Origin of the sequence: Enterobacter sp. RHBSTW-00318 (assembly GCF_014101375.1) — a bacterium.
Classification (GTDB): Bacteria; Pseudomonadota; Gammaproteobacteria; order Enterobacterales; family Enterobacteriaceae; genus Enterobacter; species Enterobacter ludwigii.
In genome coordinates, this window is sequence record NZ_JABXQH010000001.1 from 2,394,772 (window position 1) to 2,408,754 (window position 13,983).

Annotated in this window: 13 protein-coding genes; 10 read left to right on the top strand and 3 right to left on the bottom strand. The window is 55.3% G+C overall.

The features are described from left to right. Window positions 1–38: 38 nt before the first annotated feature. From HV157_RS11960 to HV157_RS11985, 6 genes are all read left to right on the top strand, one after another. Window positions 39–1,190 (top strand): Gfo/Idh/MocA family oxidoreductase, encoded by a 1,152-nt coding sequence (locus HV157_RS11960; protein ID WP_182268143.1) that lies wholly within the window; start codon window positions 39–41, stop codon window positions 1,188–1,190. A gap of 16 nt (window positions 1,191–1,206) precedes the next feature. Further along, window positions 1,207–2,385 (top strand): Gfo/Idh/MocA family oxidoreductase, encoded by a 1,179-nt coding sequence (locus tag HV157_RS11965; protein ID WP_063934282.1) that lies wholly within the window; start codon window positions 1,207–1,209, stop codon window positions 2,383–2,385. Between the two features lie 2 nt (window positions 2,386–2,387). Further along, window positions 2,388–3,455 carry a Gfo/Idh/MocA family oxidoreductase gene (locus HV157_RS11970; protein WP_182268142.1) on the top strand — a complete coding sequence of 356 codons (1,068 nt, stop codon included), beginning with the start codon at window positions 2,388–2,390 and terminating at the stop codon, window positions 3,453–3,455. Window positions 3,456–3,467: 12 nt separating this feature from the next. Then, complete coding sequence (locus HV157_RS11975; RefSeq protein ID WP_181216267.1) at window positions 3,468–4,502, top strand: Gfo/Idh/MocA family oxidoreductase; 1,035 nt, start codon at window positions 3,468–3,470, stop codon at window positions 4,500–4,502. 67 nt (window positions 4,503–4,569) lie between these two features. Continuing rightward, on the top strand, window positions 4,570–6,117 hold the full coding sequence (locus HV157_RS11980; RefSeq protein ID WP_182268141.1) for an MFS transporter: 1,548 nt from the start codon (window positions 4,570–4,572) through the stop codon (window positions 6,115–6,117). A gap of 193 nt (window positions 6,118–6,310) precedes the next feature. Further along, window positions 6,311–7,648, top strand: coding sequence for a hemolysin family protein (locus HV157_RS11985; RefSeq protein WP_014168349.1), 1,338 nt, complete (start codon window positions 6,311–6,313; stop codon window positions 7,646–7,648). Window positions 7,649–7,726: 78 nt separating this feature from the next. On the opposite strand, the gene HV157_RS11990 is transcribed toward HV157_RS11985, so the two are convergent. Then, window positions 7,727–7,933 (bottom strand): DUF1107 domain-containing protein, encoded by a 207-nt coding sequence (locus HV157_RS11990; RefSeq protein ID WP_003856054.1) that lies wholly within the window; start codon window positions 7,931–7,933, stop codon window positions 7,727–7,729. A 324-nt stretch (window positions 7,934–8,257) separates the two neighbouring features. Here HV157_RS11990 and HV157_RS11995 point away from each other — a divergent pair, with 324 nt between their 5' ends. Then, the gene (locus HV157_RS11995; RefSeq protein ID WP_014168347.1) at window positions 8,258–8,815 is read left to right on the top strand and encodes a YtfJ family protein; all 558 of its coding nucleotides are present in this window, start codon (window positions 8,258–8,260) and stop codon (window positions 8,813–8,815) included. On the opposite strand, the gene cysQ is transcribed toward HV157_RS11995, so the two are convergent. Beyond that, entirely contained in the window at window positions 8,809–9,549 is a 741-nt protein-coding gene (gene cysQ, locus HV157_RS12000; protein ID WP_014168346.1) for a 3'(2'),5'-bisphosphate nucleotidase CysQ, read from the bottom strand. The genes HV157_RS11995 and cysQ overlap by 7 nt on opposite strands. Before the next feature lie 190 nt (window positions 9,550–9,739). Here cysQ and HV157_RS12005 point away from each other — a divergent pair, with 190 nt between their 5' ends. Beyond that, window positions 9,740–11,683 carry a bifunctional 2',3'-cyclic-nucleotide 2'-phosphodiesterase/3'-nucleotidase gene (locus tag HV157_RS12005; protein WP_020882925.1) on the top strand — a complete coding sequence of 648 codons (1,944 nt, stop codon included), beginning with the start codon at window positions 9,740–9,742 and terminating at the stop codon, window positions 11,681–11,683. Between the two features lie 44 nt (window positions 11,684–11,727). On the opposite strand, the gene HV157_RS12010 is transcribed toward HV157_RS12005, so the two are convergent. Further along, window positions 11,728–12,114, bottom strand: a complete 387-nt coding sequence (locus tag HV157_RS12010) for a helix-turn-helix domain-containing protein (protein WP_014168344.1) — start codon at window positions 12,112–12,114, stop codon at window positions 11,728–11,730. An 84-nt stretch (window positions 12,115–12,198) separates the two neighbouring features. Between HV157_RS12010 and HV157_RS12015 the strand changes: the two genes are divergently transcribed. Continuing rightward, window positions 12,199–13,047, top strand: coding sequence for an SDR family oxidoreductase (locus HV157_RS12015; protein WP_148576592.1), 849 nt, complete (start codon window positions 12,199–12,201; stop codon window positions 13,045–13,047). An 81-nt stretch (window positions 13,048–13,128) separates the two neighbouring features. After that, complete coding sequence (locus HV157_RS12020; RefSeq protein ID WP_025205813.1) at window positions 13,129–13,953, top strand: AraC family transcriptional regulator; 825 nt, start codon at window positions 13,129–13,131, stop codon at window positions 13,951–13,953. Window positions 13,954–13,983: the final 30 nt, after the last annotated feature.

Consider the following 13,983-nt stretch of genomic DNA (forward strand, 5'->3'; position numbering starts at 1 on the left):
CGGTCATCACTTCTTTTCAACTGAAATTAAGGTGTGACATGGAGAAGGTACGTTTTGGCATTATTGGTATAGGTAATATCGGTACGGTCCACGCACGTTATTTACTCGCGGGTACGGTCAATGACGCCTGCCTGACGGCAGTTTGTGACAATGCACCGGAAAAACACCCGGCCATTCGCCAGCTGGTGGGGGCCATTCCCCTGTTCAGTGATGCCCAGGAGATGATCCAGAGCGGGCTTATCGACGCGGTGATTGTCGCCACGCCCCATTACGAACATCCGCGCCTGTCGATGCTGGCAATGCGTAACGGCATTCATACCCTGTGTGAAAAACCGGCAGGCGTTTATACGGCGCAGGTGCAGGAGATGAACGCCTGCGCGCGCGAGTGCGACGTGGTGTTTGGCATCATGTACAACCAGCGACCAAACCCGCTCTACCGGAAGGTTAAGGATCTTATCGACAGCGGTGAGCTGGGCGAGATCCGCCGTTCTAACTGGATAATCACCAACTGGTACCGCTCGCAGAGCTACTACAACTCCGGCGGCTGGCGCGCGACCTGGAAAGGAGAAGGCGGCGGCGTGTTGCTCAACCAGGATCCGCATCAGCTCGATCTCTGGCAGTGGCTGGTGGGCATGCCGGTCCGCCTGCGCGCGTTTTGCCAGTTCGGCAAACATCGTGACATTGAAGTGGAAGACGAGGTCACCGCCTATGCCGAGTATGCCAATGGGGCTACCGGTGTATTTATCACTACCGTGGCAGAAACGCCGGGGACAAATCGCCTGGAGATCGTCGGGGATCGCGGCAAAGTGGTCGTCGAAGAGGGGCGGCTTCGCTACTGGCGGCTACGTGAGTCCGAAACCGACTTTAACGCCCGCTGGCAAAACGGTTTTGGGGAGCCTGAATGCTGGGAGGTCGACATTCCTGTCGCCGCCGAATGCAGCGAACATCATGTCATTACCGCAAACTTCTGCGCCGCCATCCTGCGCGGTGAACCGCTGATTGCACCGGGCCTGGACGGGATCCACGGCCTGACGCTCTCCAATGCCATGCATCTTTCCACCTGGACTGACGACTGGGTCGAACTGCCGATCAACGAGAAACATTACTTGCGCCTGCTCCAGCAACGCATCAGCACCTCTGTTGCTAAAGAGGCCATAAACGTGACGCTTGATGCCTCAGGCACCTGGTAACTCCGGAGACGACACGATGCTAAATATCGCCATTGTAGGTACAGGCAATATCTCACATAACCATATTCAGGGTTATTTGCAGTTTGGTCAGCGCTGCCGGATTGTCGCGCTGGTGGATATCTACCCGGAAAAAGCGCACGAGAAAAAAACGCGCTATGGCCTGACGCAGGCCCGCGTGTATGAGAGCCATCAGCAGATGCTGGCATCCGAACCAGACGTCGATATCGTCGATGTCTGCACCCCGCCGTATGTCCACGCACAAATAAGCATTGATGCACTGGAGGCCGGGTGCCATGTGCTGTGTGAAAAGCCGATGGCCGCCTCGCTTGAGGAGTGCGACGCGATGATTGCGGCTCAGCAGGCCAGCGGCAAAACGCTCTCCATCATTGCGCAAAATCGCTTTACCGATGCCTTCTGGCGCTTAAAAGCAGCGCTGGATTCCGGCCTCGCGGGCAAAATCTGCCATGCGCAGGTGGATTCGTTCTGGTGGCGCGGCCACTGCTATTACGATCTATGGTGGCGTGGCACCTGGGAAAAAGAGGGGGGCGGCTGCACGCTCAATCACGCGGTTCACCATATCGACGCTATTCAGTGGATGCTCGGGGTTCCATCCGAGGTAGTGGCGATGATGACCAACGTGGCGCATGACAATGCCGAAGTGGAAGACCTCAGCACCGCAATATTCAAATATCCCAGCGGCGCACTCACGCAGCTTACCGCCTCGGTGGTGCATCACGGCGAAGATCAGAAGATCGTCATCCAGGGCGAGCGCGCACGCATCTCTGCCCCCTGGCAAGCCTGTGCCAGCGTGAGTGCCGATAACGGTTTTCCTCAGGAAACTCACGACCAGCAGCGGGAAGCACAGCTCAACGCTGTTTTTGCGCAGACAGCGGCACTCGCGTGGACGCTGCATACCGGGCAGATTAACGACCTGCTGCTGAGTATTGAACGCGGCACGGCTCCGCTGGTGGATGGATTACAGGGAAAACGCTCGCTGGAGTTGATTACCGCAATTTATAAATCTGCCATCACCCGCACCGTGGTCTCGCTCCCCATTCCACGTGACGATCCGTTTTACCGTACCGGCGGGATTAACACCCTCGCCCCCCGTTTTCATGAGAAATCCGCAAGCGTGGCCAACTTCAGCGAAGTGGGCGCCATCCCCCTGGGTAAAGATCTGGATCGAGGAATCTGAAGATGAATAAACATGACGGAATGAACTACGCGCCAGTCGGCAAACCTCAGCCTGTTGTCCGGGAAGGTGAATTTGTCTTTTCCGCTACCGCGCTCGACCACGGGCATATTTATGGAATGTGTAACGGGCTGATTGAGGCCGGCGCCACGCTGAAATGGGTTTACGATCCCGATCCGTCCAGAGTGGATAAATTTATCCAGCAGTATCCGCAGGCCAGAGTGGCGGATTCGCTGGAGGCGATCCTCGCCGATAACGAGGTGCGTCTGGTGGCAGGCGCCGCCATCCCCTCTGAACGCTGTGCGCTGGGGCTGAAATCGATGGCAGCGGGGAAGGATTACTTTACCGACAAAGCGCCGCTCACCACCCTTGAACAGCTGGCAGATGCCAAAGCGATGGTTGAAAAAACGGGTAAGAAATACGCGGTTTACTACAGCGAACGTCTGCATGTTGAGAGTGCTGTCTTTGCCAGTCAACTGGTAAAGCAAGGTGCCATCGGCGACGTGGTACAAACGCTGGGGACAGGCCCACACCGTGAAGGCGAAGGAAGGCCGGACTGGTTTTACGATCGGCGATACTTCGGCGGCATCCTGTGTGACATCGGCAGCCATCAGATTGAGCAGTTCCTTTTTTACACCGGCAACCGCGATGCCACCGTGATGGCAAGCCAGGTCCGGAACGTTAAACACCCGCAGTACCCCGCCTTTGAAGATTTTGGCGACGCAATGCTCAAAGGCGAAAACGGCGCCAGCGGCTACTTCCGCTGCGACTGGTTTACCCCGGATGGGCTGTCCACATGGGGTGACGGGCGACTGACGCTGCTCGGCACCGAGGGTTACATCGAAATCCGCAAATACGTCGATTTAACCCGCGGCGAGCAGGATGTGGTTTATCTCGTCAATAAAGAGGGGGAGTTCCGTTATCCGGTAGCAGGCCAGGTCGGATTCCCGTTCTTTGGCGAACTGATCCTCGACTGTCTCCATCGGACTGAAAATGCCATGACGCAGGCGCACGCCTTCAAGGCTGCGGAGCTCTGCGTGAAGGCTCAAATGCTCGCCAACGCGGCGGGTTAAGGGGAGCCGGAGATGACTATCCTGAATACCGCTATCATCGGCGGCGGGGCGATTCATGGCTGCCATGTCAATGCCCTGCGCCAGATACCCAACGTCGCGCTGCGTGCGCTGGTCGACATCGACAGCGTTAAAGGACTGGCGCTGGCGAAAGACTATCAATGCCGTTTTTATCAGGATTACCGGGAAATGCTGCTGGATGATGCCATCGACGTGGTACACATCTGTACGCCCCATTTCGAGCATAAAGAGATGATTCTGGCGGCACTCGCCGCCGGGAAGCATGTTTTTTGCGAAAAACCGGTGGGCATGAACACCCGTGAACTCATTGATATCACCCGTGCCGCCGATCGGGCTCAGAGCCTGCTCGGCGTGTGCTATCAGAACCGGCTCAACCCCACCAGCCAGCGTATTCGGCAGGAGTTAGGCCATGGACAGCTGGGGAAAATGCTCAGCATCAGGGCAGTACTCACATGGTCACGCGCGGGCGCTTACTACACGCAAAGCCCCTGGCGCGGCCGGCTGGCGACAGAAGGCGGGAGTCTGCTGATCAACCAGGCAATCCATACGCTCGACCTGATGCAGTGGTTCGGTGAAGGCGTGACGCGAGTGAAAGGCGTGGTGGATAGCGGTGAGCTGGCAGACGTGACCGAAGGCGAAGACAACGCAATGGCCACGCTACACTTCGCCAACGGCGCCCGCGGCCTGTTTTATGCCAGCAATTGCCACACCACGGACGCCCCTCTCCTGCTGGAGATCCACTGTGAACGCGGCTCGCTGCTGCTGAATGACAACACTCTCTGGCGCGTCACGCCGGGTGAGCGATTAAAACTGGCAAGCGATGATTCCCCCGACGGCGCGGTAAAAAGCTACTGGGGGCTGGGTCATCAGCAGGCGATCCGCCGGTTTTATACTGCCGTTCATCATCCGGACAACAGAGACTATATCGATATCCGTACCGCCGGCAAATCACTCACCCTTGTGGAGGCTATTTATCGGTCATCTCAAACAAGACAATGGATAAATATCAACAACCAGAACGTAATTTGAATTCCAGACGTTAATAAAAATACGCCCCGTAAAACGGGTTAATCATTACCCTACACTGGATATTATTATGGTCAAACCAACTGAACGTAGAGTTGGTTATGGCGTGGCGCTTGGCTACGGCATAACCGATCTGTTTGGCGGAGGCGCTTTCGCCATTATCGGCACCTGGCTGTTATTTTTTTACACGACCTATTGCGGGCTGTCTGTTATTGAAGCGGGCTCTATATTTGCTATCGCCCGCGTCATTGATGCACTGTTAAGCCCGATCATGGGTTATATCACTGATAATTTTGCGGGTACCTGGCTCGGCCGTAAATTTGGCCGTCGCCGTTTCTTTTTATTACTGAGTTCCCCGTTAATGTTTTTGTATGCCCTGTTGTGGCTGACGGATATGGGGTACTGGTATTACCTGGGAACCTATCTCTCGATTGAACTGCTGTCGGCGATGGTGCTGGTGCCATGGGAGACGCTGGCCGCAGAAATGACGAACCGCTATGAAGAGCGCAGCCGACTTTCAGGGGTGCGCATGATCTGCTCTCAGCTTGGGGGGTTCCTTGCCGTTTCCGTCCCCGGCGTCATTATGCAGTTCACCGGGAAAGACAATCCGTTTACCTATACGCTCACCGGCCTGATATTTTCCTGCGTTTTTTGCCTTGCGGTGTTTATTACGTGGTACACCACATGGGAAGCGAAAGATGTGCATCAGGAGTCCGATTTTAAGATAGATAACCAGCGCAGCAGCGGGGTAGCCAATCATCTGAAATATCTGGTACTGGACCTCTTTTCGTCCTTTCGCATCCGCGCATTCCGCCTGCATATCATTATTTATATCTTCTCGTTTACTGCGATGGACGTCTTCGGCTCGGTCTTTACCTATTATGTCGTTTATTGTCTGAGCCAGGATGCGGCGGCAGTGTCGGGCTGGCTGAGCATTGCCGCCTTTGCCTCGGTACCAGGCACGTACGGATTTATGCTGCTTTTGAACCGGCTGAATATCACGCCGTCCGCCGCGCTGCGCCTCTCTTATGGCTGTATCTTCGCCGTGCTGGTATTACTGTTTACGGTCTACCTCACCAAAACGCAGGTGCCAACGCTGCTGTTCTCGGGGGTCTTTATCCTGCTCGGTGCCGCCCGCTCTGGTCTTTATTACATCCCGTGGAATATCTACAGTTTCATCCCTGATATCGATGAGATTGTGACGCAGCAGCGCCGCGAAGGGATTTTTGCCGGGGTGATGGTATTGACCCGCAAAAGCACCGTGGCGATTGCCATCATGATCATCGGTCTGGTGCTGCAGGAGTCAGGGTTTGTGAAGGGCAGCGGCGCACAGCCTGAAAGCGCGCTGGGGGCCATTATCGGCCTGCTGATTTTCGCGACGGCGGCCCTTCTGGCCGTGAGCTTCTTCACGACCTATAAATTTAAACTGACCCGCGAGACGCACAAGCTGCTGCTGAAGGAGATTGCGCGCCGCAAGCTGGGCGGAGATTATCGCGACTGCGACGCCAACACCCGCGTGGTGATCAAACAGCTCACCGGCTATGAGTATGACCAGGTGTGGGGAGGGGATGCCACGCGCCGGGCGGCAGGAAACGCCAGTTTATCCGCAGTAAAATAGCCGTACGTACCGGACAGCGCTTCGCTGTCCGGCCGGTTTTATGCCAAAATGTGACCTCTGGCAGATTTACACGCCTTTACGCTATACTACCCGCTGAAATAATCAGCTCAACGCTACGAGCTGACGTTCTATGTGTCTTCACACAAATGTAATTAACTTCCCTTCCGAGGATCTGGCTGAAGCCGGATAAACTATGTTAAACAGTATTTTAGTGATACTTTGTCTCATTGCCGTCAGTGCATTTTTCTCGATATCCGAGATCTCGCTGGCCGCCTCCCGTAAAATCAAACTGAAACTGCTTGCTGACGAAGGCAACGTTAACGCATCACGCATACTCAAAATGCAGGAAAACCCGGGAATGTTTTTCACCGTGGTGCAGATTGGCCTGAACGCGGTCGCCATCCTGGGCGGTATCGTGGGGGATGCGGCATTTTCACCAGTGTTTCATGGCCTCTTCGCACGCTACTTTTCACCTGAACTCTCCGAGCAACTGAGTTTTATTCTCTCCTTCTCGCTGGTGACTGGCCTGTTCATCCTCTTCGCTGATCTGACCCCGAAACGCATCGGTATGATTGCGCCAGAAGCTGTGGCTTTGCGCATCATCAACCCGATGCGCTTCTGCCTGTTCCTGTTCCGTCCGCTGGTGTGGTTCTTCAACGGCCTGGCCAACAGCATTTTCCGCCTGTTTAAAATTCCGATGGTGCGAAAAGACGATATCACCTCTGATGATATCTATGCGGTCTTCGAAGCGGGTGCCCTGGCGGGCGTGCTGCGCAAGCAGGAGCACGAGTTGATTGAGAACGTGTTTGAGCTGGAATCCCGCACCGTACCGTCATCCATGACCGGACGTGAAAACGTGATTTGGTTCGACCTGCACGAAGACGAGCAGAGCCTGAAGCAAAAGGTGGCCGAGCACCCGCACTCCAAGTTCCTGGTCTGTAATGAAGATATCGACCACATCATCGGTTATGTGGACTCGAAAGACCTGCTGAACCGCGTGCTGGCCAACCAGAGCCTGGCGCTCAACAGCGGCGTTCAGATCCGCAATACCCTGATTGTTCCGGATACCCTCACCCTCTCTGAAGCGCTGGAAAGTTTCAAAACGGCCGGTGAAGATTTTGCCGTTATCATGAACGAATACGCTCTGGTGGTGGGCATCATCACCCTCAATGATGTGATGACCACGCTGATGGGCGACCTGGTTGGCCAGGGGCTGGAAGAGCAGATTGTTCAGCGTGATGAGAACTCATGGCTTATCGACGGCGGTACGCCGATTGACGATGTCATGCGCGTGCTGGATATCGACGAGTTCCCGCAGTCAGGTAATTACGAGACCATTGGCGGCTTTATGATGTTTATGCTGCGAAAAATCCCGAAACGTACCGACTCGGTGAAATTCTCTGGCTACAAGTTTGAAGTGGTGGATATTGATAACTACCGCATCGACCAGCTGCTGGTGACGCGTATCGATAATAAACCGACCGTGCTGGTGCCACGGATGCCTGACGCAGAAGAGAAAGTGTCGGCGTAAGGCCCATAAACATCAACGGCTCCCATCGGGAGCCGTTTTTTTATCAACTGCGTTTTTTACTACTGCATAGCACGTTGGTTAAGCCATCTCAGTTTGCAGACGCATAACCTGACGGTTGACTTCAGACATCACAGACAGGTGCTGCTTGTCCTTCACTTTTGGGATAAGGATCTTGCCCTTATCAAACTCAAAAGCGCCAACATCCTTGATATACAACCGTCCACGGAACAGGATCTTCACGTACTTCGCCACCTGAAGCGGGTTGTAGCGTTGGAAAATTTTCATTCTTGTATCTCCTGCGAATCATACGCTCTTGCGGTGCCACAATCGGCCCGACTGTCCTGAGCGCAAATTTTGTTGCCCAAAGACTATAGACCAGAACTACGGTGTTACCCAGTATGCATAAGTTTATTTACCGTTTGATTACAATTATTCAGAATAATCTTTGCAAAGCTTCACTCAGGGCAGTATAAGCCGTCGTTTTTTCATGGATATGTGCGTTCACCCGCAAACTGGCATCGGGATTGCGGGAAAACCACATTGATCGCACTTATGATTAAAATCGTATGACCAAGTGGTCGGATCACCTGCAAACAATAAGGAAACACCATGACCCTACGAACTATCCTTGCAGCAGCCTGCCTGCTTCTGCCCCTGTGGGCTAGCGCTCACGCGATTGAAAAAGGACAACGAGTACCACCAGTCGGCATTGCTGACCGGGGAGAATTGATTCTCGACAATGATAAGTTTAGCTACAAAGCGTGGAATAGCGCGCAGCTCGCAGGCAAAGTGAGAGTTGTACAACATATTGCCGGTCGTACATCCGCAAAAGAGAAAAATGCCAACCTGGTGGAAGCGATCAAGGCCGCAAAATTCCCACACGACCGCTACCAGACCACCACGATCGTTAACACTGACGATGCCATTCCTGGCTCCGGAATGTTTGTGCGTTCAAGCCTTGAGAGCAATAAAAAACTCTATCCGTGGTCGCAGTTTATTGTCGACAGCAACGGCGTGACGCGTAAGGCGTGGCAGCTGGAGGAAGAGAGTTCCGCAATCATCGTGCTGGATAAAGACGGCCGCGTGCAGTGGGTGAAAGACGGGGCACTAACCCAGGAAGAGGTGCAGCAGGTTGTCGCCCTGCTGCACAAACTGCTGGCTCAATAAATAGAGACGCGGAAGCCGGGGTTAAGGAAGGATTCGCGCGGGGTGTAGTCCAGCGGCTTACCCTGCCAGTCATGAACATGTGCCCCGGCTGCCGTGGCGACCGCATGCCCTGCCGCGGTATCCCAGACGTTCGTTGGCCCAAAGCGAGGGTAGAGCTGGGCATGGCCTTCCGCCACCAGACAGAATTTCAGTGATGAACCAATCGAGGTCGTCTGGTGTTCACCCAGCTGTTGCAGATATTCCTGCAGTTCGCTGTCGCTGTGCGACCGGCTGATCACCACCAGCGGTGGACGCGCATCGCGCACCTGAATCTGCTTACGCACGCCGCACTCTTCCTTCCACGCCTTACCGTCTGCAGCGCTGTACATGACCTTCATCACCGGCGCGTATACCACCCCAAGCACCGCTTTGCCTTTTTCAATCAGCGCGATGTTGACGGTGAACTCACCGTTACGCTTGATAAACTCTTTGGTGCCGTCGAGGGGGTCCACCAGCCAGTAACGCTGCCAGTGCTGACGCTCGTCCCAGCTCTGCGGCGCTTCTTCTGACAGGACCGGGATATCCGGCGTTAAGGCCTGCAGTCCTTGCAGGATCACCTTGTGAGCCGCGATATCCGCCGCGGTGACCGGAGAGTCATCTGCCTTGCTGACGACCTCCATCGGTTTTGCACCGTCATACACCTGCATGATGGCATCTCCCGCATCCCGTGCGAGCTGACAAATCTTATCTAACATTCTCCACCTCTTTGTTAACGCAGTGGGGTTAACTCTTTGTTTTAGTTATATCGTAATGGGAACAATTCCGCTATCTGTGAAGCAATTCTGGTTTCATGGCGCTTTTTTCTGTCAGGATTCACATTTATGTAAGCAACACGCTATAGATACATATTCTTTTGTGGCCTGGATCGAAAAAAGGACTCCTCTGATGATTAAGTTTAGCGCAACGCTCCTGGCGACGCTGATTGCAGTGAGCGTACAGGCGGCGACGGTAGACCTGCGAATTCTGGAAACTACCGACCTGCACAGCAACATGATGGACTTCGATTACTACAAAGATACCCCGACGGAAAAATTCGGACTGGTACGCACGGCAAGTTTGATCGCTGCCGCCCGCAATGAAGTTAAAAACAGCGTGCTGGTCGACAACGGCGATCTCATTCAGGGTAGCCCGCTCGGGGACTACATGGCCGCGAAGGGGCTGAAGAAAGGCGAGATCCACCCGGTGTATAAAGCGATGAACACCCTGGACTATACCGTCGGCAACCTGGGCAACCACGAATTTAACTACGGCCTGAAGTACCTGCACGATGCGCTGGCTGGCGCGAAATTCCCGTACGTTAACGCCAATATCATCGACGTTAAGACGCAGAAGCCGCTCTTTACCCCCTATCTGATTAAAGAGACCGAGGTTGTCGATCAGGACGGTAAAAAACAGACGCTTAAAATCGGCTATATCGGCTTTGTGCCGCCGCAAATCATGACCTGGGATAAAGCCAACCTCGACGGTAAAGTGACCGTTAACGATATTACCGAAACTGCGCGCAAATACGTGCCGGAAATGCGCGAAAAAGGCGCAGATCTGGTGGTGGTGGTTGCGCACTCGGGACTCTCCGCCGATCCGTATCAGGCCATGGCGGAAAACTCCGTTTATTATCTGAGTGAAGTCCCGGGCGTCGATGCGATCCTGTTCGGCCACGCCCACGCGGTCTTCCCGGGTAAGGACTTTGCCAACATTAAGGGTGCAGACATCGAGAAAGGGACGCTCAATGGCGTGCCATCGGTGATGCCGGGCATGTGGGGCGACCACCTTGGTGTGGTGGATCTGGTCCTCAATAACGACGGCGGCGACTGGAAGGTCACTCAGTCAAAAGCAGAGGCGCGCCCGATTTACGACGCTGCGGCTAAAAAATCACTCGCCGCCGAAGATAAAAAACTGGTCGACGTGCTGAAGCATGACCACGACGCCACCCGCGACTTCGTCAGCAAGCCGATCGGTAAATCGGCGGATAACATGTACAGCTACCTGGCGCTGGTGCAGGATGACCCGACTGTCCAGGTGGTTAACATGGCGCAAAAAGCCTATGTCGAACACGTTATTCAGGGCGACCCGGACCTGGCAAAACTGCCGGTGCTGTCGGCCGCAGCACCGTTCAAAGTGGGCGGGCGTAAGAATGACCCGGCAAGCTACGTTGAAGTCGAAAAGGGCCAGCTGACCTTCCGTAACGCCGCCGATCTCTATCTCTATCCGAACACCCTGGTGGTGGTCAAAGCGACGGGCAAGGAGGTGAAAGCGTGGCTGGAGTGCTCCGCCGGGCAGTTTAACCAGATTGATCCGCACAGCAGCAAGCCGCAGTCGCTGATTAACTGGGATGGCTTCCGGACCTATAACTTTGACGTGATTGACGGCGTGGAGTATCAGATTGATGTTACCCAGCCTGCAAAATATGACGGCGAATGCCAGGTCATTAACCCGCAGGCCGAGCGCATCAAAAACCTGACCTTTAAGGGCAAAGCCATCGACCCGAATGCCACCTTCCTGGTGGTAACCAATAACTACCGCGCCTACGGCGGCAAGTTTGCCGGCACGGGAGATAGCCATATTGCCTTTGCCTCACCGGACGAGAACCGCTCGGTGCTGGCGGCGTGGATCAGCGCGGAGTCCAAAAAAGCGGGGGGCATTCATCCGGCAGTGGACAACAACTGGCGCCTGGCCCCCATTCACAGCGACACGCCGCTGGACATCCGTTTTGAAACCTCACCGTCCGATAAAGCGGCGGCGTTTATTAACGATAAAGCCCACTATCCGATGAAGAAAGTTGCAACGGATGATATTGGCTTCGCCATTTATCAGGTGGATTTAAGCAAGTAACGCGGTGTGTGCCGGGTAGCGGCTTCGCCTTACCCGGCCTGCCTTTACGCCGCGCGTTCTTCCCGGTTCGCCATCACCTGCGGCGTATGCACTTCTATCCAGTCCGCCAGCGCGGCCACTTTCTCACTCACCTCTGTCCCTAACGGCGTCAGGCTATACTCAACGTGCGGTGGTACAACCGGATACGAGACGCGATTAACAAACCCGTCCTGTTCCAGCGCCTGTAGCGACTGGGCCAGCATCTTTTCGCTGACGCCTCCCATTTTTCGGCGCAGGTCGCTGAAACGGTGGGTTCCCTGCCGCAGGGCCACCAGAATCAGCACGCCCCAGCGGCTGGTGACATGTTTGAGAACCTCTCTGGAAGGACACTGTTCCGCGAAGAGGTTGCCATCGCGCATTTGTTCGCTGAGTGTCGGTATCGTTGTTTTCATACTTACCTTTATGTACGTACTTACTAAAAGTTAGCTATGGTGCTAGTGTGCCACAACACCAGACAAACACGAAGAGGATTCATCATGATCGCAATTACCGGCGCAACCGGCCAGCTTGGCCAGCTCGTTATCGAACAGCTGTTAAACACCGTACCGGCAAACCAGATTGTGGCGATTGTCCGCAATCCGGCAAAAGCTGAAGCCCTGCGCCAGCAGGGAATTACCGTTCGTCAGGGGGATTACGCTGACGAAAGCACAATGACCTCCGCGCTTAAGGGCGTAGATAAGCTGCTGCTGATCTCCTCCAGCGAAGTGGGTCAGCGCGCCACCCAACATCAGAACGTCATTAATGCTGCCAAAGCCGCTGGCGTGAAATTCATCGCCTATACCAGCCTGCTGCATGCGGATAAATCGCCGCTGGGCCTGCACGTTGAACACGTCGCGACGGAGAAGGCATTGGCGGAGTCCGGCATCCCTTACGCCCTGCTGCGTAACGGCTGGTACACTGAAAACTATCTGGCGAGCGCACCGCCCGCGCTGGAGCACGGCGTATTTATTGGCGCGGCCGGTGAAGGCAAAATCGCCTCTGCCACCCGTGCGGATTACGCGGCTGCCGCGGCAAAAGTCATCTCCGGGGACGGCCATGCAGGCAACGTATACGAGCTGGCCGGCGACCACGCCTGGACGCTGAGCGAACTGGCGGCCGAACTCAGCAAACAGAGCGGCAAAAACGTGGCGTATCAGAACATGAGCGAGGCGGATTTTGCCGCGGCGCTGAAGGGCGTTGGCCTGCCTGCCGGGCTGGCGGAGATGCTGGCGGACTCCGATGTGGGCGCGTCTAAAGGCGGTCTGTTTGACGACAGCCATACGCTGAGCAAACTGATCGGGCGTCCAACCACACCGCTTTCAGAGAGCATTAAAGCCATCCTGTAAATGTTGCAAAATGGTTATTTTTTGTAGCATCCCCTCGAGTCATCTCTGATAATGGAGAGATGACTCATGAGGAGGTTCACCGTGCAGGGCGTACCGGAACAGTTCATTGATGAGAGAGACAGCGCGCGCTTTCGCCATCTGGCGCATTTGCCGGGCCTGGAGCTTTATCACGCGCATATTTCTGACTACGCCTTTGAGCCTCATACGCATGAAGCCTTCGGCATCGGCACCATTGAAACCGGTGCCGAACGCTTTCGCTATCGCGGTACCCAGCATCTCGCGGCGGAAAAATCCGTCGTGACCATGAACCCGGACGAGATCCACACCGGGGAATCGGCGACGGATGGCGGCTGGCGCTACCGGATGGTTTACATTGAACCCGATCTGCTGGAAGAGGTGACCGGCCTTCGCCACTGGTGGTTTAGCGACGTAACCCGCCATGACCCGCTGCGCTCACAGCAAATCGGCAGGCTTATCTATGGCCTGTGGCATACGGACGACCCGCTGGCGCAAAAAGGCTTGCTGCTGGATCTGATCGAGACCTTCCAGCCGTTAGCCCGCCACGCGCCGGTTACCCGGGAAGGTGCACACCGGTTCGAACGGGTTCGTGAGTATATGCACGACAACTACATGCACGCCCTGACGCTGGACGAGCTGGCCAACGTAGTCTCACTCAGCCCCTACCATTTTCAGCGCCAGTTCAAGGCGCATTTCCATGTCACTCCGCATCAGATGCTGATGGCTATCCGCCTGTGGCGCGCCAAAGCGTTTCTCACACACGGCATGCCCGCCGCCGAAGTCGCCGCCGCGACCGGGCTGACCGATCAGTCCCATTTGACTCGCGCCTTTACCCGCCGCTATGGCATTACCCCCGTGCGCTACCAGAAACAGGTCGTTAAGCGCTGATGCGCAACCTCATACAATACGCGCGCCCTT

Excerpts from the sequence above, each read along its gene's own strand:
- HV157_RS11960 (WP_182268143.1), top strand. The coding sequence starts at position 39 with ATGGAGAAGGTACGTTTTGGCATTATTGGTATAGGTAATATCGGTACG.
- HV157_RS11965 (WP_063934282.1), top strand. The coding sequence starts at position 1,207 with ATGCTAAATATCGCCATTGTAGGTACAGGCAATATCTCACATAACCAT.
- HV157_RS11970 (WP_182268142.1), top strand. The coding sequence starts at position 2,388 with ATGAATAAACATGACGGAATGAACTACGCGCCAGTCGGCAAACCTCAG.
- HV157_RS11975 (WP_181216267.1), top strand. The coding sequence starts at position 3,468 with ATGACTATCCTGAATACCGCTATCATCGGCGGCGGGGCGATTCATGGC.
- HV157_RS11980 (WP_182268141.1), top strand. The coding sequence starts at position 4,570 with ATGGTCAAACCAACTGAACGTAGAGTTGGTTATGGCGTGGCGCTTGGC.
- HV157_RS11985 (WP_014168349.1), top strand. The coding sequence starts at position 6,311 with ATGTTAAACAGTATTTTAGTGATACTTTGTCTCATTGCCGTCAGTGCA.
- HV157_RS11990 (WP_003856054.1), bottom strand. The coding sequence starts at position 7,933 with ATGAAAATTTTCCAACGCTACAACCCGCTTCAGGTGGCGAAGTACGTG.
- HV157_RS11995 (WP_014168347.1), top strand. The coding sequence starts at position 8,258 with ATGACCCTACGAACTATCCTTGCAGCAGCCTGCCTGCTTCTGCCCCTG.
- cysQ (WP_014168346.1), bottom strand. The coding sequence starts at position 9,549 with ATGTTAGATAAGATTTGTCAGCTCGCACGGGATGCGGGAGATGCCATC.
- HV157_RS12005 (WP_020882925.1), top strand. The coding sequence starts at position 9,740 with ATGATTAAGTTTAGCGCAACGCTCCTGGCGACGCTGATTGCAGTGAGC.
- HV157_RS12010 (WP_014168344.1), bottom strand. The coding sequence starts at position 12,114 with ATGAAAACAACGATACCGACACTCAGCGAACAAATGCGCGATGGCAAC.
- HV157_RS12015 (WP_148576592.1), top strand. The coding sequence starts at position 12,199 with ATGATCGCAATTACCGGCGCAACCGGCCAGCTTGGCCAGCTCGTTATC.